General features: G+C 69.8%; 14 protein-coding genes and 1 pseudogene. 6 read left to right on the top strand and 9 right to left on the bottom strand.

The features are described from left to right. Nucleotides 1-168 precede the first annotated feature (168 nt). Nucleotides 169-1,482 carry an NAD(P)/FAD-dependent oxidoreductase gene (locus Q8Q71_RS06490; RefSeq protein WP_305758812.1) on the top strand — a complete coding sequence of 438 codons (1,314 nt, stop codon included), beginning with the start codon at nt 169-171 and terminating at the stop codon, nt 1,480-1,482. Beyond that, nucleotides 1,479-1,682 carry a DUF2892 domain-containing protein gene (locus Q8Q71_RS06485; RefSeq protein ID WP_305758811.1) on the top strand — a complete coding sequence of 68 codons (204 nt, stop codon included), beginning with the start codon at nt 1,479-1,481 and terminating at the stop codon, nt 1,680-1,682. The genes Q8Q71_RS06490 and Q8Q71_RS06485 overlap by 4 nt, the downstream gene beginning before the upstream one ends. A 590-nt stretch (nt 1,683-2,272) precedes the next feature. Here the strand turns inward: Q8Q71_RS06485 and Q8Q71_RS06480 are convergent. The 6 genes from Q8Q71_RS06480 to Q8Q71_RS06455 form a co-directional block, all read right to left on the bottom strand. Next, on the bottom strand, nt 2,273-3,499 hold the full coding sequence (locus Q8Q71_RS06480; protein WP_305758810.1) for an efflux RND transporter periplasmic adaptor subunit: 1,227 nt from the start codon (nt 3,497-3,499) through the stop codon (nt 2,273-2,275). 4 nt (nt 3,500-3,503) lie between these two features. Continuing rightward, on the bottom strand, nt 3,504-5,888 hold the full coding sequence (locus Q8Q71_RS06475; RefSeq protein WP_305758809.1) for an FtsX-like permease family protein: 2,385 nt from the start codon (nt 5,886-5,888) through the stop codon (nt 3,504-3,506). After that, a complete protein-coding gene (locus Q8Q71_RS06470) occupies nt 5,885-6,604 on the bottom strand; it encodes an ABC transporter ATP-binding protein (RefSeq protein ID WP_371315939.1) in 720 nt (239 codons plus the stop codon). The genes Q8Q71_RS06475 and Q8Q71_RS06470 overlap by 4 nt, the downstream gene beginning before the upstream one ends. 166 nt (nt 6,605-6,770) lie before the next feature. After that, the gene (gene ppsA / locus Q8Q71_RS06465) at nt 6,771-9,215 is read right to left on the bottom strand and encodes a phosphoenolpyruvate synthase (protein WP_305758807.1); all 2,445 of its coding nucleotides are present in this window, start codon (nt 9,213-9,215) and stop codon (nt 6,771-6,773) included. Between the two features lie 3 nt (nt 9,216-9,218). Then, nucleotides 9,219-9,872 carry a phosphoribosyltransferase gene (locus Q8Q71_RS06460; protein WP_305758806.1) on the bottom strand — a complete coding sequence of 218 codons (654 nt, stop codon included), beginning with the start codon at nt 9,870-9,872 and terminating at the stop codon, nt 9,219-9,221. A 57-nt stretch (nt 9,873-9,929) separates the two neighbouring features. After that, nucleotides 9,930-10,778 (bottom strand): universal stress protein, encoded by an 849-nt coding sequence (locus Q8Q71_RS06455; protein ID WP_305758805.1) that lies wholly within the window; start codon nt 10,776-10,778, stop codon nt 9,930-9,932. Nucleotides 10,779-11,102: 324 nt separating this feature from the next. Here Q8Q71_RS06455 and Q8Q71_RS06450 point away from each other — a divergent pair, with 324 nt between their 5' ends. After that, nucleotides 11,103-12,104, top strand: a complete 1,002-nt coding sequence (locus Q8Q71_RS06450) for a zinc-dependent alcohol dehydrogenase family protein (RefSeq protein WP_305758804.1) — start codon at nt 11,103-11,105, stop codon at nt 12,102-12,104. 66 nt (nt 12,105-12,170) lie between these two features. Here Q8Q71_RS06450 and Q8Q71_RS06445 read toward each other — a convergent pair whose 3' ends face one another. Next, nucleotides 12,171-13,439: a hypothetical protein gene (locus Q8Q71_RS06445; RefSeq protein WP_305758803.1), complete on the bottom strand. Its 1,269-nt coding sequence runs from the start codon at nt 13,437-13,439 to the stop codon at nt 12,171-12,173. A 93-nt stretch (nt 13,440-13,532) separates the two neighbouring features. On the opposite strand from Q8Q71_RS06445, the gene Q8Q71_RS06440 reads away from it, so the two are divergent. The 3 genes and pseudogenes from Q8Q71_RS06440 (at nt 13,533) to Q8Q71_RS06430 (ending at nt 15,284) form a co-directional block, all read left to right on the top strand. Further along, complete coding sequence (locus Q8Q71_RS06440; protein WP_305758802.1) at nt 13,533-14,717, top strand: acetate/propionate family kinase; 1,185 nt, start codon at nt 13,533-13,535, stop codon at nt 14,715-14,717. A 209-nt stretch (nt 14,718-14,926) separates the two neighbouring features. After that, a pseudogene (locus tag Q8Q71_RS17210) lies at nt 14,927-15,028 on the top strand (hypothetical protein); the annotation flags it as partial. Between the two features lie 34 nt (nt 15,029-15,062). Continuing rightward, nucleotides 15,063-15,284 (top strand): hypothetical protein, encoded by a 222-nt coding sequence (locus Q8Q71_RS06430; RefSeq protein WP_305759022.1) that lies wholly within the window; start codon nt 15,063-15,065, stop codon nt 15,282-15,284. A 12-nt stretch (nt 15,285-15,296) separates the two neighbouring features. Here the strand turns inward: Q8Q71_RS06430 and Q8Q71_RS06425 are convergent, their stop codons facing one another. Next, on the bottom strand, nt 15,297-16,811 hold the full coding sequence (locus tag Q8Q71_RS06425; protein WP_305758801.1) for a thymidine phosphorylase family protein: 1,515 nt from the start codon (nt 16,809-16,811) through the stop codon (nt 15,297-15,299). Next, nucleotides 16,808-18,166: an MBL fold metallo-hydrolase RNA specificity domain-containing protein gene (locus Q8Q71_RS06420; RefSeq protein WP_305758800.1), complete on the bottom strand. Its 1,359-nt coding sequence runs from the start codon at nt 18,164-18,166 to the stop codon at nt 16,808-16,810. The genes Q8Q71_RS06425 and Q8Q71_RS06420 overlap by 4 nt, the downstream gene beginning before the upstream one ends. Nucleotides 18,167-18,168: the final 2 nt, after the last annotated feature.

The following is an 18,168-nucleotide window of genomic DNA, read 5'->3' as shown; positions in this document are numbered from 1 at the left end:
GCGTCCTTATATAAGCTTGCACTAATATTAGATATTGCTAATATGATTGCAAGCCTCCGGAACTGTCCGCCCGACGCCGCTCCCCGGCCTTGATACGGATCAAGGCGCGACGGCCAGGGCGGCGCAGGATTGGATTTCGACACGACCGTCCCGGAATGGAGATTGCGCATGGACCGGCCCACCATCGTCATTCTTGGCGCAGGCCTCGGCGGGGCCATCGCCGCCTACGATCTGCGGCATGTTCTCGGCGACCGCGCGCGGATCGTCATGGTGTCGAAGGGCGACACCTTCCATTTCACCCCGTCCAATCCCTGGGTGGCGGTGAACTGGCGCAAGCGCGAGGCCATCGAGGTCAGCCTGCCGGAGGTGATGAAGCGCAAGGGCGTGGAGTTCATCAATGTCGGCGCCAGCCGCATCCGGCCCGCCGAAAAAGGCATCGACCTGACCGACGGCCGGGCCCTGCATTACGACTATCTGGTCATCGCCACCGGCCCCGAGCTGGCCTTCGACGAGATTCCAGGCCTCGGACCCGACGGCCACACCGTCTCGATCTGCCACGTTGACCATGCCGTGAAGGCGGCCGAGTCCTTCGACCGCTTCGTCGAGAACCCCGGCCCGATCGTCGTCGGCGCCGTCCAGGGCGCCTCCTGCTTCGGTCCCGCCTACGAATTCGCCATGATCCTCGACACCGAACTGCGCCGCCGCAAGCTGCGCGACAAGGTGCCGATGACCTTCGTCACCTCCGAGCCCTACATCGGCCACCTGGGTCTCGACGGGGTCGGCGACACCAAGGGACTGCTGGAAAGCGAGATGCGCCAGCGGCACATCAAATGGATCACCAATGCGAAGGTGAAGAGCGTCGACGCCGGCCTGATGCATGTCGAGGAGATCGGCGAGGACGGCGCGGTCAAGGCGAACCACGACCTGCCCTTCGCCTGGTCCATGATGCTGCCCGCCTTCCGCGGGGTCGAGGCCGTGCGCGGCGTGGAGGGCCTGACCAATCCGCGCGGCTTCATTCTGGTGGACAAACACCAGCGCAATCCGATCTGGCCCGACATCTTCGCCCTCGGCGTCTGCATCGCCATCCCGCCCACCGGCCCGACGCCGGTGCCCGTCGGCGTACCCAAGACCGGCTTCATGATCGAGAGCATGGTCTCTGCCATCTCGGCCAATCTGAAGCAGATCCTCGACGGCCAGGCGCCGACCTTCGAGGCCAGCTGGAACGCCATCTGCCTGGCCGATTTCGGCGACGGCGGCGTCGCCTTCATGGCCCAGCCGCAGATTCCGCCGCGCAACATCAACTGGTCCGCCAGCGGCCGGTGGGTGCACACGGCCAAGGTCGCCTTCGAGGGCTACTTCCTGCACAAGGTCCGCAAGGGCCAGGCCGAGCCGCTCTACGAGAAGCTTGCCCTCGACCTGATCGGCGCCCACAAGCTGCGCCGCTCTCCCACCCCCTCCCCCGTTCAGGAAGGCAAGTCATGAACCTTGACCGCGCCGTCATGATGTTCGCCGGCCTCATGGTGCTGGCGAGCCTCGCACTGACCCATTGGGTGCATCCGGCGTGGGCGTGGCTGACGGTCTTCGTCGGCCTGAATCTTCTCCAGGCCTCGATGACGGGCTTCTGCCCTGCGGCGATGGTGTTCAAGCGGCTGGGCGTAAGGCCCGGGGCGGCTTTCCGGTAGAATGCCGGGCTTCAGGGGCCCGGAAACGCCCGGACGCGCAAGCCCCGACATCATCGACGCCGACACTGCCGGCGCCGCGACTCTTCTACTGCAACCCCGCCTGCCCCGTCCCTCACTTCCACTCGATTACACAAACGAGCCCAAGATATTGGGTACAATGAGTTTTGTCGTTCGGACAGCACAGCGCCGATCAGCACACCGAACTATAGCGGCTATTTTGAAAACACTGCGGGATTTCTGATCAGTAAAATTTCCGTGACTTCGATCTTTCGCGATCTATTGTGACTCTTGACAGTACGAACAACGGTGAATACTGCGCGATTAACTTAGACGCGCCTCGCTATTATTGAGCGCCTTTCCTCCGCCCCGCGCAGCCGGTGTCAGTCTCTCCGGATTCGCAGGCATCGGCCAGCGAACGCAACGCTAGTCGGGAGCACCGGGTCACCGACTCCATTGGCGATGGCGCCCGCCCTACCCTCCCAAGGTCGGCAATGCGCCAGGATCGGACATTGGCCCACAGCCCCATAGTTGACGTTCGACCCGCGGCCGCCGGTTGGGGGCGTTTGGGTCTGTGGTGCAGGATAGGCTCCCTAGTCCCGGCTCGACGAGGACGGCCGGAGGCGCACCGATCCGCCGTCGGCGACGGATTGTCCCGGGTGGAGCACGACCCGGTCGCCCGGCTTCAGACCGGAACGGACCTCGGCGAATTGCCCGTCGTTCTGGCCAATCTCGACCCGCCGCAGCCGCGCCCTTCCACCCTCGACCCTGAACACCGCCCATCGCCCACGATCCCGTAACAGGGCCGCGACGGGGACCCGGACCACCGCCTCCGCGGTCCAGACGGTCACCGCCGCCTCTACGCGGTAGCCATGGCCGACCGCCCCCCAGGCCGCGGAAGGGTCGACCGGATCGATGATCACCCGGACCCGCTGCTCCTCGACCCCGAGGGCCGAAACCTTGAGGAAGCCGTACGGCTCGACCAGCCGGACGCGGCCCCGGACCGGCGGTCCGTCGCCCCAGGCATCGATCACCGCAGGCGCGCCCGCAACGATCCGCGCCGCGTCGCTGGACAGCAGTTCAGCGACCACCTCCAGTTCGCCCGGATCGCCGATCTCCATCACCGGCGCGCCCTGAATGATCACGCTCTCGCTCTCCTGCAGGACCCGCAGGACGCGCCCGGTCACGGGCGCGCGGATGGTCACCGTGCGGCCGCCCGAGCCCGCCGCCGCCGGTTCGATCAGGCCGACGCGGGCGGCCTCGAGATTGGCTTGGCGGACGCCAATCCCCGCGCGGGCGTTTTCCACCCCCGCGGCGGCGGTGCGGACATCGAGGCGGGCGCGATCCAGGGCGCTCTGTGACGCTACCGAAGCGGCGAACAGGGTCTCGGTCCGCTCGACCTCGATGCGGGCATGGGCCAGTTGCGCGTCCGCCCGTTCCAACTCGGCCCGGGCCAGATCGAGGGCGGCTTCGGCCGAGCGGACCCCGGCCTGAATTTCCCGACGCGACCGATCGTCGACGAACGTCGGGGGTCCCGGCTGGACGACCGCGATCACCGCCCCCGCTTCCACCCGTTCGCCGGCGCGATTGCCGATCCGGAGCAGCCGGCCCGAGACCGGCGCGGACACCACGTAGATCTCGCGCACCCGGGTGCGGGCCTCGTCGCGAACGGCGACCGTCAGCGGCCCGCGGCTGATCTCGCCGAGGTCCACCAGGACGGGGCGAGGGAGGAAGGCGAAGACCAGCAGCGCCGCCAGCAGCAGGGTGGCGGCGGTCCAGAACAGGGTCCGGAATTTGAGTTTGAACCGGCTGATCTTCATGGCCCTACTCTCCGGTCTTCAAGGCTTCGGCCAGATCGAGCCGGTCGATTTGCCGCCGCACCGTCAGGCTGGAAACGACCGTGACGGCCAGCACCACCGCGCCGGCCACGCCGAAGGTCGCCGGGGAAATGGCGAACGGCAGCCGGAACAGGTCCGAACTCATCGCATGGGCGAGATACCAGGCGAGCAGCGCCCCCGCCGCCGCGCCGACAGGCAGGGCGAGCAGCGTCAGGAAGGCCGCCTCGCCCAACAGGATGTAGGAGACCTCCGCCCGCGAGAAGCCGAGCACCCGCAGCGAAGCCAGCTCGCGCCGCCGTTCGGCGAAGGAGATGCGGACCGTGTTGTAGACGACGCCCGCGACGATCAGCCCGGCGAAGAAGGCATAGGTCAGGATGGCCCGGCCGAGGTTCTCGTCCAGCATGGCGGCCAGACGCGCCACGGCCTCCGCCTGCAGGCCGACGCCGACCACGCCAGGCGTCTCCTTCAGGCGGGCGTAGAGGCTCGCCGTCCGGTCGGCATCGACCGTCAGCCAGGCGCCGGAGACCTGGGCGCCCTCCCCGAGCGCCCGATTCAGGTCCTCCAGCCGCATCCGCGCCCCGGAACCGACATAGCTGGTGGCGACCGCCGAGACCGGAAGCGCGAGCAGCGGACGCCGACCCTCCGTGACCTGGACCTCGAGCGTGTCGCCGGCCCGGACGCCCAGCTTGGCGGCCAGGTCGCCGGACAGGACCAGGCCGCCGGGAGCGGACGAAACCGTCCGGTTGCGGTCATCGACCATCCGCGACAGGGTCGCGTCGAGAGGCCCGCCCGTGATCACGGCGCGTTCCTCGTGGGGGCCGTGACGGAGGCGGACGGCGACGACGCGAAAGGGCTCCGCCGCCAGCACCCCGCGCTCCCGGGCCAGGCTGAACAGGGCGGCCCGCGGCCGCGGCTCGACGAAATTGACCGACACGTCGTGCGGGTTGGACACGTTGAAGCTGGAATCGATCATCACCTCGATGCCGTCCATCATCGACATGGTGCCGATCAGCAGCGCCCCGGAGGCCGCGATCCCGGCCACGGTCAGGGCCGCCCGCCACGGCCAGCGGACGATCTGGCGCAGGATCATGCGCGATTGCTGGTCGAGGATCTTCAGTCGCGTGATCCAGGCGCCGGCGGCCCTGGAATAGTCCGGCGGCGGCGCGGGCGTCATGGCTTCCGCCGGATTGAGGACCGCGGCCCGGCGCACCGCCAGGACCGCGCCGCCCATCACCGTCACAATGGCGACGCCGACTACGACGACGTAGTCGCCCGGATTGGCCTGAAACAGCAGGAAGGGGAAACGGTAGTATTCCATGTAGAGCCCGGCCATCGCCTGCCCGAGCCAGATCCCCGCCGCGCCGCCGATCAGCACCCCGGCCACCGCGATGACGGCGACGAGCTTGAGATAGTGGGCGACGATGTCGCGATCCCGGTAGCCGAAGGCCTTCAGCAGCCCGATGCCCGACCGCTGCACAGCGATCAGCCGCGAGATCACGACATTGACCAGGAAGGCCGCCACCAGCAGGAAGACCGGCGGCAGCACCCGGCCCATGGTCGTCAGCTGGTCGATCTCGCTGGAGACGAAGGCGTCCGAGATCTGGTCGGCCCGGCCGTAGGCTCCCGGCGCGCCATAGGGCGCCAGCAGGCGATCGAGCGCTGCGATCACGGCGGGCTCGGAGGCGCCGCGCGACAGCCGCACCACGGCTTCGTTGAAAGCCTCGTCCTGATTGACAGTCTGCGCCAGGGCGCTGCGCCGCATCCAGAGCACGCCGAACAGGCGGTCGTCGGGAACAAACTGCCCCGGGCCAATGGCGTAGACGTGCTCCGGAGACAGGGCGACCCCCACCACCGTCAACCTGCGTCGCCCCCCATAGATCGTGGCCGGAATCCTGTCGCCGATCTCCAGCCTGTGGGCGTCGGCGAAAGCCTGCAGCACCACCGCCTCGTCCCGCTGTCCGGCGATCGGAAGACGACCGCGAACCAGATGGAGCCGGTTGACCGCCGCCTCTCCCGTGTCCGGCAAGGACAGGACCTCGCCCGTGGCGGGGGCGTTCATTCCCTCCATGTCGAACAGGGCCGGGATCCGGATACGGGCTGTCGCCGCCTGGACGCCATCGATGGCGCGGATGTCGTCGATCAACCGCTGCGGGGCCCGCACCGTTGGCGCCCAGACGTCGGCGAACAGATTGCGCTCGTAATAGGCGCGGCGGGTCTCCTGCAGCGAGCTCAGCATGCCGGCGGCGAGCAGATGGACCGCGACCCCGCCGGCGATCACGAAGGCGATCGCGAAAGCCTGGACCTTCATTCCCCACAGCTCGCGCACCAGCTTGCGGTCCAGGGCGCCTATCCAGGCGGGCAGACGGCTCACCAGGAGATCTCCCGCGGCAGGCGCCTGTCCCGGTTCTCGCGGACCTCGCGCACCCGCCCGTCGGCGAACAGCACGACACGGTCGGCGATGGCGGCGATGGCGACGTTGTGGGTGATCAGCAGGGTCGTCGCCCCGAGGGTGTCGTTGACGGTCTTGAGCGCCTCCAGCACCCGGACCCCGGTCGCCGAATCCAGCGCGCCGGTGGGCTCGTCGCAGAGCAGCACGGACGGCTGCTTGGCCACCGCGCGGGCGATCGCGACCCGTTGCTGCTCCCCGCCGGACAGCTGGGCGGGAAAGTGATCCAGCCGGTTTTCCAGACCGACCATGGCCAGGGCGTCCTCGGGCCTCAGGGGCGCCTCGGCGATCTCGGTGACCAGGGCCACGTTCTCGCGCGCCGTCAGGCTGGGCATCAGATTGTAGAACTGGAAGACGAAGCCGACGTGCCGGCGGCGGTATTCGGTCAGCTGTCGCTGGCCCGCCCGGCTGATGTCCTGCCCCCGGAACAGCACCTGACCGCTGGTCGGCGTGTCCAGCCCGCCGAGAATGTTCAGGAAGGTCGACTTGCCGCTGCCCGAAGCGCCCAGCACGACGACCATCTCGCCGTCGGGCAGATCGAGGTCGACGCCCCGCAACGCCTGCACCGCCGACGGACCTGAGCCGTAGACCTTGGTCACCGCCCGGGCGCTGAAGCAGGACGGCGACGCCGTCGCCGACATGGCGGCGGCGACCGTCACCGGTCCGCCATCCGTCGCGGGCGGGCGGATGCGATTGATTGTTCGATCGACAGGGGCATGGCCGCGATGATCCGGGTCAGGGCGCGAAGGATGACAGCCGGCGACGGTCCACCCCCTGATCTGGATCAAGCCGTCCGCCTCGCGCCGCTCAGGATGCCGTCGTCGCCGCCTCCGCCCTGGCCACGGCCTCGACGGTGCGGGGAAAGCTGCCCGGATTGACGCTGATCGAGTCGATGCCGGCGCGCGCCAGCAGGGCCGCGACCTCCGGGTAGGTCGCCGGGGCCTCGCCGCAGATGCCGATGGGACGGCCGTTCCGCTTCGCGCCGGCGACGGCCTGGCGAAGCATCTCCAGCACGCCCGGATCACGCTCGTCGAAATCAAAGGCGATCTCGGCTGAATCCCGATCCACGCCCAGGACGAGCTGGGTGAGATCGTTGGACCCGACGGAGAAGCCGTCGAACAGTTGGGCGAAGGCGTCGATCTGGATCACGTTGTTGGGGATCTCGCACATCACATAGACCTCGACGCCGCCCGGACCCTGGCGAAGTCCGTGGGCGGCCAGGGCCTCGAGAACCCGCCGCCCTTCCTCCACGCGGCGGCAGAACGGCACCATCAGCCGGACGTTGGTCAGGCCCATGACGTCGCGGACCCGCGCCAGCGCCTCGCACTCGAGGGCGAAACCGTCGGCGTAGAGGGGGTGCGTATAGCGGGCGGCGCCGCGGAACCCGAGCATGGGGTTCTCCTCCACGGGTTCGAAGTCCGTCCCGCCGGCCAGGGAGGCGTATTCGTTGGTCTTGAAATCCGAGAGGCGGACGATCACCGGCCGCGGATAGAAGGCCGCGGCGATCGTGCCCACGCCTTCCGCCAGCTGGCGGACGAAACACGCCCGGGGGGATTGGTCGGCGCTCGCCCAGGTCTGGATAGCGCGGCGCACCCGGGCGGAGCCGATCCGGTCCGGGTGGGCGGCGGCCATCGGGTGGACGCCGATCAGCTCGCTGATGATGAATTCGATCCGCGCCAGGCCGACGCCCGCAGTGGGAAGGGCGGCCGCCTGGAACGCCATGTCGGGCTGGGCCAGGTTGAGCATGATCGCGGTGCGTGTTGGCGGCAGGTCGGCCGTCCGCAGCCGCTCCACGGTGAAAGGCAGCCAGCCGGCGTAGACCGCCCCCTCCTCGCCCCGGGCGCAACTGACGGTGACCGCCTGCCCGGCCCCCAGGCGTCGCGTCGCGTCGCCCGTTCCGACCACGGCGGGGATGCCGAGTTCCCGCGCGACGATGGCGGCATGGCAGGTGCGCCCGCCCTGGTCGGTGACGATGGCGGCGGCGTTTCTCATCGCCGGCAGCCAGTCGGGGCTCGTGGTCGCGGCGACGAGCACCTCGCCGGGGACGAAGGCCGCCAGATCGGCCTGGCTCGCAACCACCCGCACCAATCCCGAGGCGACGCCTTGGCCGACCGCCTTGCCGGACGCGAGGATCGGCGCCGCGCCGGGGTCCAGCTTGCGGATTTCGTAAATGCCTTCCGGACGGCGCGAGGCGACCGTCTCCGGCCTCGCCTGGAGGATGTAGAGGTGGCCGTCGGCGCCGTCCCGCGCCCACTCCAGGTCCATGGGCATGGGGCGCCCCGCCCTTGCGGAATAGTGGTCCTCGATGGCGATGGCCGCGCCGGCGAGTTCGAGCACCTCCCCGTCCGTGAGGCAGAAGCGCTGGCGATCGCGCCGCGGGACCGCCCGTTCGCGCAGGACGCCCGAATCCGAGCCGCGGCGCGGGCGGATGAGACGGGTCTCCTTGCTCCCCAGGGTTCGTGCGAGAACGGCGCGATGGCCGGCGCGCCAGGTCGGCTTGTGGACGTAGAATTCGTCCGGCCCCACCCGGCCCTGGACGATGCCCTCGCCAAGTCCCCACGCGCCGGTGATGAACACCACCTCCGGAAAGGCGGTCTCCGTGTCGATGGTGAAGGCGACCCCGCTGGCCCCGTCGTCGGCGTCCACCATGCGCATGACCGCGACCGACAGCGCGACCTTGAGATGGTCGAACCCGTTCTGGACGCGATAGACGATGGCCCGGTCAGTAAACAGGGAAGCGAAGCATCGTCGGCAGGCCTCGATGACCCCGGCCTCGCCCGTGACATGCAGGAAGCTGTCATGCTGGCCGGCGAAACTGGCCTCCGGCAAGTCCTCCGCGGTGGCGGAACTGCGCACGGCGAGCCTCAGAGCCGGTCCGGGACCCGAGCCCATCTCGCGCCAGGCGTCTGCGATCGCTGTCTTGAGCCGGGGCTCGTCCGTCGCCTGATAGACTATGGCCCGGGCTTCGACGCCCAGGGCTGCGACCTGACCGACGTCGTTGATGTCGAGACCCGCGAACAACGACGCCAGTTTCGGCCAGGCGCCGGCGGCGGTCAGAACGTCCCGATAGGCCGCCGCCGTCACGGCGAAACCGTCCGGGGTCGTGACCGCCCCGCCGCGCAGCAACCGCCTCAGCTCCCCGAGCGAGGCGGTCTTGCCGCCCACCATGGCGATGTCGTCCAGGCCGACATCGTCGAGAGCGAGAACATAATCCCCCGGAGCGCCGCTGGCTGGCGAAGCTGTTTTCGGCATGACTCAGAGCGACTCCCTCAGACAGGCGATCACCTCGGCGTCGTCGACCTGGTGGAAGTCTCCGTAGGCCTCCCCGACCGACCTGAACGGCTCAGGTTCGAGAAGGCAGACGAAATCATCGATCTCCTTGCGAAAGGACGCCGCGAGGCCGGGAGGGGCCACAGGGGTCGCCAGGACGACGCGGCGGGCGCCCTGGGCGCGCAGGCCGGCGACGGCGGCCCGCGCCGTCGCTCCGGTGGCCAGGCCGTCGTCCACGACCACCACGACATGACCTTTGGGGTCGATCCGCCGTCGGCCTTCGAAATACAGCCGGCGCCGTCGTTCAAGCTCGGCGAGCGCTGAAAGGCGCTCCCGATCCAGCCAGGCCGGCGACACGCCGGTCAGCCTGACGATGTCCTCGTTGATGACCGTCCGGGGATGGCTGCCGTCGATCACCGCCGCGAGCGCCACCTCCGGGTTGTCGGGCGCGCCGATCTTGCGCGCCAGTGCGAGGTCGAGCGGCGCCTCCAGCGCGCGCGCCACCTCGAGGGCGACCGGCACGCCGCCCCGGGGAATGGCGTAGACGATCACATCGCCGTCGACCCGGTCGACCAAGGCCTCGCCGAGATGGCGACCCGCGTCAGCGCGGTCTGAAAAAGCGGGAAGTCTGGCGGACACGATACGCCTCCATGGGCTCGGGGCGCCGCCGCTCGCAGCGGACGCCGGTTCACGGGTTCAATGAGACACGAGCATCGCGACCGGCGGATCACCGAGCAGATTCCGGCTGACGCCGCCCAGGACCGTCTCGCGCAGCCGCGAATGTCCATAGAGCCCCATGACGATCAGGTCGGCGCCGAAAGACTCGATCTGGCGACGCAGGACATCCGCGGCGGCCGCATCGGCCTCCCGGACCACGACGACCTCGACCGTGCAGCCATGCTCCTCGAACCAGCGCTGCAGCCGGCTGTCCGGCCCGTCGGTGTCCGAGGGGGCGATCACGACCACCTGAACGGCCTCCGCCGCGGACAGGAACGGCCAGGCGTCCCGCACGGCGCGCGCCGCTTCCCGGCTTCCGTTCCACGCCACGACGACCCGGCGGCCGGGAGCGGGGTCGGCGACCCGGTCGGGCAGGATCAGCGCCGGGCCGCCGCTCGCCAGCGCGAGATCGGCGGCGGCAGCGCCGGCGTGGCCGACCGTCGGGAGGCGGCCGGGCGGCAGCACCGTCAGGTCTGTTCGCCGCATCAACTCCACCACGCCCTCGCCCATGTCGGAGGCAAGCACCAGCCAGTCCGAGCGGCACCCGGCTGCGGCCGCCGCCGCTTCGAAAGCCAGCCGCGCCTCTTCGCCCTGGGCCTCCGTCCGGCGCGTGTGAGCGGCGAGGATTTCGGGCGGCACGGCCGGCGGAATGACCGGAGGCATGCCCCAGTAGACCGGCTCGTCCCAGGCCGACAAAGGCAGCGGGGGTTGAGGAAAGGCGCCGGTGAGCCGCGCGTCGAACCGGGCCGCCAGGGTCGCGGCGATGCGGGCCCTCTGCACGGCGGCCTGGCTTCCGTCCATCAAGGTCAGAATGCTGCTGTAGGTCACGGCTGGATATCCTTTTCTCTGGATCGGGATTGAGAGCGACCGTCGGGCCGACCCGCGGGGGCCGCGGGATGGAGCCGGGGCCGTTCGGCGGCCGGCTCGAGGACGGCGATTGGATCGCTGGCGGGGAAGGACGCGGCCAGCGCTGCGTCCAGCGCCGCCTCTTCGCGGGGGTCGACCGGGCGAATGACTTTCGGGGGCCGGCGGGGCATGGCGTCCTCCAGTCTGGTATTCATGGCCCCGGCCGGAGCTCACCCGCCTTGATCCGGATCAAGGCCGGCGGCCACGCCGGTCGGCAGGGTCATCCGGCATCGGCGGAGGCTGAACATGCTGACCATGGTCCATCGGGAGGCCGGCGGGCCGCTGGTGGCCGAATGGCGGCCGGATCCTGTTCCCGGGGCGGGTCAGGTGCGCCTGAAGGTCTCGGCATGCGGCGTCTGCCGCACGGACCTGCACGTGGTGGACGGCGAACTACCGCCCCGCCGACCGGCCGTCGTGCCCGGCCATGAGATCGTCGGCGTCGTCGACGCTATCGGCCCCGGCGTCGTCGGTCGGCGGATCGGGGAGCGGCTCGGCGCCGCCTGGCTCGCCTGGACCTGCGGCGACTGCCGCTATTGTCGGGAGGGTCGTGAAAATCTCTGTGACCGGGCCGAGTTTCATGGCTGGACCCGGGACGGCGGCTACGCCGACATGATCGTGGCGGATGAGCGGTACTGCTTCTCCCTGCCGGCGACCCTGTCGGATGCGGAATGCGCGCCACTGCTTTGCGCCGGCCTGATCGGCTTCCGGGCCTGGCGCATGGCCTGCGCCGATCGGTCAGTAAAGGCGCTGGGGCTCTACGGATTCGGCGCGGCCGCCCACCTGCTGGCCCAACTGGCGCTCTGGCGGGGTCAGCAGGTCTACGCCTTCGTCCGTCCGGGGGACGAGGCGGCCGCCGCCCTGGCTCGCGAACTGGGTTGCGCCTGGGCCGGAGCCTCGGGACAGGCGCCGCCGGTCGCTCTGGACGCCGCCATCATATTCGCCGCGGTGGGCGCGCTCGCGCCCGAGGCGCTCGGCGCTGTCCGCAAGGGCGGGGCGGTGATCTGCGCCGGTATCCACATGAGCGACATCCCCGCCATGCCGTACGAGCGGTTGTGGGGCGAACGGATCCTGGCGTCCGTGGCGAACCTCACCCGGCAGGACGCCCTGGACTACTTCCCCATGGCCGAGCAGGCGGGCGTGAGGCCGCACGTGACCCTCTACCCGCTGGCGCGCGCCAACGACGCGCTGGACGATTTGCGGAGCGGCAGGTTCACCGGCGCCGCGGTCCTCGTGACCGGGTCGGGTTGAGCCGCGGGCCCACGCAAATCGGTGCGCCGTTCGGCATCCTGCGCCGGCCCCTGGACGCGTCACGGGTCAGACCGCATACACCGGAGCGAAGCCGCCTCCGGGGGTCCTGAAATTGGTGGTCTGGCCCTGGTAGACCCGGGCGGCCGCGAGAAGCGGCTTGGCCCCGTAGGTGTAGAGGCGAACGTCCAGTTTCAGCGATACGACCTCCCCATCCAACCTGACCCTGCGCTCGCTGGGCGGGGCGATCGCCTGGGCGATGTAGCCTCCGCCGGTCACGTGCGCCCAGGCGCCGCGGGTGATCTTGTCGCCGCGGTAGACCGCCTTTCCGCCGTGTCCGCCCGACGGTTTGAAGAAGAGCCGCTTGCGTTCAGCCCAGAGCGCCTCGGCGTTGTCCGCGCTCACGAGCACCGTGCGCGGGATCGCGGCAAGGGCATGCTGGTGTCGGTCCGCAAGTCCGAAGCTGCCCACGGCGTTCGCATCGGAAAGCAGCGCCAAGTTCCGCTTGTCGGCCAGGAGAGCGTGGTTGTGCGGGCTTGGCGTCACCACCGCGGCCCCGGCAAGGTAGGCGTTCCGAAGCGCTCTGTGAGCTTCCGCCTCGAACGCGAAGTCCACGAGCCGGTTGTAGACGAGATCGACCGGCCGACCGCGATGCGACAGTACGCCGTGGGCGTATTCGAGCTCCGTCGGATCGGCGATGACGGCATCGACGCCGCACCGCTCGAACAGCGATTTCACCAGCAGGAACTCCGGGTAGAGGTATTGCTCACCCGGATTGTCGTCCACGATGGCGATCAGGCGCGGCCGGCCCGAACGGCCCTGTAGCGCCCATTCGGCAAGGAACATCTCCCAGACCGCTGACTCGAAGCCGCCGACCCCGGCGGGAAGCGCCTCCCTCGCCTCGCGGCAGCAATCGCTCTGGGCCCGCGCCAGCAGGGCGTTGAGGAAGGCTCCCCCGGCGTTGGTGTTCACCTCGATGAGGCGTGGCCCATCGTCGCCGACATGGAAGTCGTATCCCATGAACACGCCGCGAGGCCCGAAGTCCGGCCTGGCGATGTCAGGCGACCCGCGCAGAACGCGTGCCCGGTACGCCGGCGTCCCGGCCGCCGCTTCGACGGCCTCGACGACCGACGCCATCGCCGCGAGGTCCCCTCTGGAGACGAAGACAGGCGAGTTGGAGAACAGGTGCGGGCGCTCGGCGAGCAGAGCGTCGACCAGTCGCGCGTCCGGTGCTTCGCGACGGAGAGAAGCCTCGAGGATCGGCCGTTCCAGGGTGATGCAGAAGCACCCCTGGTTCAGCGCGGTATCCCGCTCCGACCGCCCGGCCTCGTCCTGCATCGTTCGGCGCCTTCCTGGTGGCTTCACAAATCCTGGCGCAGGGACGAACCTGAAGCCCCGGTTCACGCGACGAGCCGCGATCTCGGAGCGAGAGTGGCCCGTCTGATCCTCGCCATCAATGCCGGTTCGTCCAGCCTCAAGTGCGCCCTCCACGAAGCGCGTCGGGGCGAACGCCGGGTATGGAGCGCCTCGATCACCGGGCTCGCCGGCCAACCGCGCCTGACTCTCCGGCATCAGGATTGCCCGGACGAAATCGACGAGGGGTTCGCCGGCGGGCCCATATCCGCGCCGCGCGCCTTGAGCCTGCTGCTTGACCGTCTGCGCGCCGGGAACCTGCTCCCGGAGATCACCGCGGCCGGCCATCGGATCGTGCACGGCGGCCAGGACTATTTTGAACCTGTCGGTCTCGATGAGGCGGTGTTGGAGAACCTGCGCCGGCTCGCGCCGCTCGCCCCTGAACACCAGGAGATCAACCTGGCTTGCGTGGAAGCGGCCATGGCGGCGCTCCCCGGCGTGCCGCATGTCGGCTGCTTCGACACCGCCTTCCACCACCGGCAGCCCCGGCTTGCGCGCCTCTACGCCCTGCCCCGCGCCCTCAGTGACGAAGGGGTGATGAGCTACGGCTTTCACGGCCTTTCCTTCGCCTTGATCGCCCAGTCGCTTGAAGGGGTCCTTGGCGAGCGGGCGAAGGGGCGGATCATTGTCGCTCACCTGGGTTCGGGGGCCAGCCTGTGCGCGATCCGCGATGGTCGCAGCATCGCCACCACCATGGGCATGACGCCGCTCGACGGCTTGCCGATGAGCACGCGCAGCGGAGCCCTGGACCCCGGCGTGGTCCTGCATCTGATCATGGATCGCCACATGCCGCCGCCGGCGGTGGCCGACCTGCTCGCCCATCGCTCCGGTCTGTTTGGCGTCTCGGGCCTTTCCGGCGATATGACGGTTCTGCTGGGCAGCGCAGCCCCGGAGGCGCGTGAGGCCGTCGACCTCTTCGTCTACCGCGCAGGTCGGGCCATCGGGTCGCTCGCCGCCGCGCTCGGGGGCCTCGACAGCCTGGTGTTCACCGCGGGGATCGGCGAAAACTCTCCCGAGATCCGGTCGCGGGTCTGCGCGGCCGCCGGCTGGCTGGGCGTGCGGCTTGACGAGGCCCGCAACGCCGCCGGCGAACAGGTCATCAACGCCCCGGACTCGGCTGTCGACGTTCTCGTTCTTCCCACGGACGAGCAGTCGATGATCGCCCGCCTCACCCGGGCGTGCCTACGCCACCGTCGAACCTGAGATCGGCCGCAGGGCCGAAGTCATCATCTTGCAGGGCCGCCGAGGGATCGTCGGCAGCTGCGGCAGATCAAGACTGACGACGGCGTCCGGGTTCAACCTGCGCCCCGCCTGCGTTCCTGCCTCGACCGGGCGAGCCCGCGGCCGCCTCCATCCCCCTGTCCGGAGGAGTCTCCGTGCGCACCACGACCGTCGACGTCACGAGTTTCCAAATGCCGCTCGATTCCCTGGTCGTGGAAAAGAAGCTCCGCGCCCTGCCCGGCGTCATGAAGGCGGCGGCGAACTTCGGGTCGGCCTCGGCGACCGTCACCCACGACGAGACGAAGACCAACGTCGGCGCCCTGCGCCATGCGATTCGCGACTGCGGCTTCCATTGCCGGGGCGAGGTCATCCCCCGCCACGTCTGCCCTCCTGATCGTCGGCCTCGCCGCCCACCTGGGCGGCATGATGGGGAGGCGCCGGCTGGACGCCGGCTGTCCGGCGGCGTGGTGGAAGATCAGTCTCAACTGGGGCTGCTGGGGGCTGATCGGCGCCCTGGCCGCCTACCTGGTGTGGCGCTGGCCCGCCTGAGGCCGTCGGAGCTCAGACCTCCGTCTCGATGAAATCGCCGTTCCTGGAAGCGTAGTCCAGCGCGTAGTCGAGTTCGCCACGGGTCTGTGCATGCAGGATGACGAGCGGCTGCCCCTCGGCCACTTCGTCCCCCAGGCGCACCTCCATCGTCAGCCCGGCCGCCTTGGAATCGGGCGCGCCGGCGAGCTTGGCCAGCCGCGCCACCTTCCGGTTGTTGATATGGACGATCCGCCCGGCGCGCGTCGCCGGCAGGGCCTGCCGCAACGGCGCTTCGGGCGGAGTTCTGAGGCCGCCCTGCGCTTCGCAGATGCGACGGAACTTCTCCCATGCCCGACCGTCGTCCAGGGTGGCCGCCGCGGCGGCGGCCCCCTGACCCTGCGCGACGGCGCCGCCCATCTCGAGCGCCGTCCCCGCCATGGCGCAGGCGCGCCGGCGAAGGTCCTCAGGCGCGCCCTCCGCCTTGCGCAGAACCGCGAGGACATCCCGGGCCTCCAGCGCCGGCCCGACGCCACGGCCCACCGGCTGGTCGCCGTTGCTCTGACGGCAGACGACGACGAGGCCGAACCTGGCGGCGGTCTCGGTGAGCCGCTCCGCCAGCGCCGTGGCCGCCTCCTCGGTCCGCACCTTCGCCGTCGCGCCGACGGGAATATCGATGACGACATGGGTCGAGCCGGCCGCGATCTTCTTCGACAGCACCGAGGCGATCAGCTGACCCTCGGTGTCGATGTCGAGGACGCGCTCGATGCGGATGAAGATGTCGTCCGCGGGGCTCAGACGGACGGCGCCGCCCCAGGCCAGACAGGCCCCCTCGGCCTCGACGACGCGTCGCATCGTGGCCAGGTCGAGATCGACGTTGGTGAGCGTCTCCATGGTGTCGGCGGTGCCGGCCGGAGAGGTGATGGCCCGGGAAGAGGTCTTCGGCATGATCAAGCCATGGGCGGCCGCGATCGCCACGACGATGGGCGTCGTCCGGTTCCCGGGCAGGCCGCCGACCGAATGCTTGTCGACCACCACCGGCGCGTTCCAGCTGATCCGATCTCCGGCCTCGACCATGGCCTTGGTGAGATGCGCCGTCTCGTCCGCGTCCAGCGGCAGGGCCGCGCCGGCGGTGAGGAAGGCGGCGAGGTGGACGTCCGTATAGCGGCCTGCGACCACGTCCTGGACGATCCCCGCCATCGCCTGTGCGTCCAGACGGTTGCCGTGGATACGGCGGCGAACGCTGGAGAGCGAGTCGAGCGACGGGGGATGGCTGACGTGGACCGGGTCCCCCTCCTCCACACCGAGCAGCATCCAGGCCGCTTCGGAGAGCGCCGCCTCCTCCAGGCCGAGGAGGTCGCCGTCGATCTGGAACAGGGTGGCCTGGACCTGTCTGGCGCCGGCGGTGAGCAGGACCTGCGACCGGGCCGCCAACCCCTCGGCGCGGCAGACATGGCAGTCCGTGCGCATCACGACCACCGCCTCGTGCTGGGTGTGTAGACCCAGCCGGCGCGCCTTCAGAACCGGCGGCTGTGATCCGTCGGCGGTCAAAGCTCGAACACCTGGCCCTGCAGGGGAACCACCGCCTCCCAGCCGAGATCACGCCCGATCCTCACCCGGAGCGCCTCGGAGGCCGTGGGTTCGCCGTGCACGATGAAGCTCGCTTTGGGCGGCCTCTGGAAGCCGCCGAGCCAGCGCAGGATCTCGTCGGCGTCCGCGTGCGCAGAGAGCATGGGCAGATCCGCGACCTCTGCCTGGATCGGAACCCACTGCCCGTGGATCTTCAACTCCCGGGCGCCGTCCGCCAAGGCCCGGCCGCGGGTGCCGGCGGCCTGGAAGCCGGAGATGATGATGGTGTTGCGCCGGTCGGGACCCAGCGCCTTGAGGTGGTGAAGCACCCGGCCGCCGGTGGCCATGCCGCTGGCCGAAATGATCACCTTGGGCATGGTGTTGGTCATGATCGCCTTGGAGGCCTCGGTGTCGCGCGTGTAGGTGGCGACGGCGCAGACCGCCTCGCAGACCTCGGGCGGCAGGCGGTGATCCTCGCGATAGGCGTGGAGCAAGGCCGTGGCGTCGATCGCCATGGGGCTGTCGAGATAGATCGGGATCAGCCCGATGCGCCCGGCCTGCTTGAGCCGCCACACATGGTAGAGCAGCGACTGCGCCCGGCCGATCGCGAAGGCCGGAATGACCACGCTGCCCCCGCGACCGGTCGTGCGCTCGATCACCTGGCCGAGCATCTCGGTCGGATCGCTGCGGTCGTGCAGGCGGTTGCCATAGGTCGATTCCACCACGACGCAGTCGGCCGCGGCGACGGTCTCGGGATCGACCATCACCGGGTCGTCGTAGCGCCCGAGATCACCGGAAAACACGATCCGGCGGCCGACCCACTCGATCTCGACGGTCGAGGCCCCGAGGATGTGGCCGGCGCGGCGCAGCGTCAGCCTGGCGCCGCCCGGCAGATCGGTCGGCATATGCGTCGCGACCGGCGAAAAGAACTCCATGGCGCGCCCGGCGTCGCGCAGACCGTAGAGCGGCAGGGCCGGCTTGTGCTTCGAGAAGCCCTTCCGGTTGGCGTATTCGGCGTCCTTCTCCTGCAGGTGGCCGCTGTCCTTGAGGATCAATTCGGCCACGTCCCGCGTGGCGCGGGTGGAGATGATCGGCCCCCGGAAGCCGTCGCGGACCAGCCTGGGCAGATAGCCCGAGTGGTCGAGGTGGGCGTGGGTCAATACGACGGCGTCGATCGACGCCGGATCGACGGGAAATTTCGCCCAGCTCAGCTCGCGCAGATTCTTGAGGCCCTGGAAGAGGCCGCAATCGACGAGAATGCGGCGCCCGTCGTGCTCGAGAAGGTGCTTCGAACCGGTGACGGTTCCGGCCCCGCCCAACGAAGTGAAGGTCAGCATCC

Origin of the sequence: Brevundimonas sp. (assembly GCF_030704825.1) — a bacterium.
Taxonomy (GTDB): Bacteria; Pseudomonadota; Alphaproteobacteria; order Caulobacterales; family Caulobacteraceae; genus Brevundimonas.
Note: the sequence above shows the minus strand (reverse complement) of the source record. Positions and strands in the feature narration are given on the sequence as shown.

Bases quoted from the DNA above. Each gene is read 5' to 3' on its own strand.
- Q8Q71_RS06420 (WP_305758800.1), bottom strand. From the start codon at position 18,166: ATGCTGACCTTCACTTCGTTGGGCGGGGCCGGAACCGTCACCGGTTCG.
- Q8Q71_RS06445 (WP_305758803.1), bottom strand. From the start codon at position 13,439: ATGCAGGACGAGGCCGGGCGGTCGGAGCGGGATACCGCGCTGAACCAG.
- Q8Q71_RS06485 (WP_305758811.1), top strand. From the start codon at position 1,479: ATGAACCTTGACCGCGCCGTCATGATGTTCGCCGGCCTCATGGTGCTG.
- Q8Q71_RS06480 (WP_305758810.1), bottom strand. From the start codon at position 3,499: ATGAAGATCAGCCGGTTCAAACTCAAATTCCGGACCCTGTTCTGGACC.
- Q8Q71_RS06470 (WP_371315939.1), bottom strand. From the start codon at position 6,604: ATGTCGGCGACGGCGTCGCCGTCCTGCTTCAGCGCCCGGGCGGTGACC.
- ppsA (WP_305758807.1), bottom strand. From the start codon at position 9,215: ATGCCGAAAACAGCTTCGCCAGCCAGCGGCGCTCCGGGGGATTATGTT.
- Q8Q71_RS06450 (WP_305758804.1), top strand. From the start codon at position 11,103: ATGCTGACCATGGTCCATCGGGAGGCCGGCGGGCCGCTGGTGGCCGAA.
- Q8Q71_RS06430 (WP_305759022.1), top strand. From the start codon at position 15,063: ATGCGATTCGCGACTGCGGCTTCCATTGCCGGGGCGAGGTCATCCCCC.
- Q8Q71_RS06490 (WP_305758812.1), top strand. From the start codon at position 169: ATGGACCGGCCCACCATCGTCATTCTTGGCGCAGGCCTCGGCGGGGCC.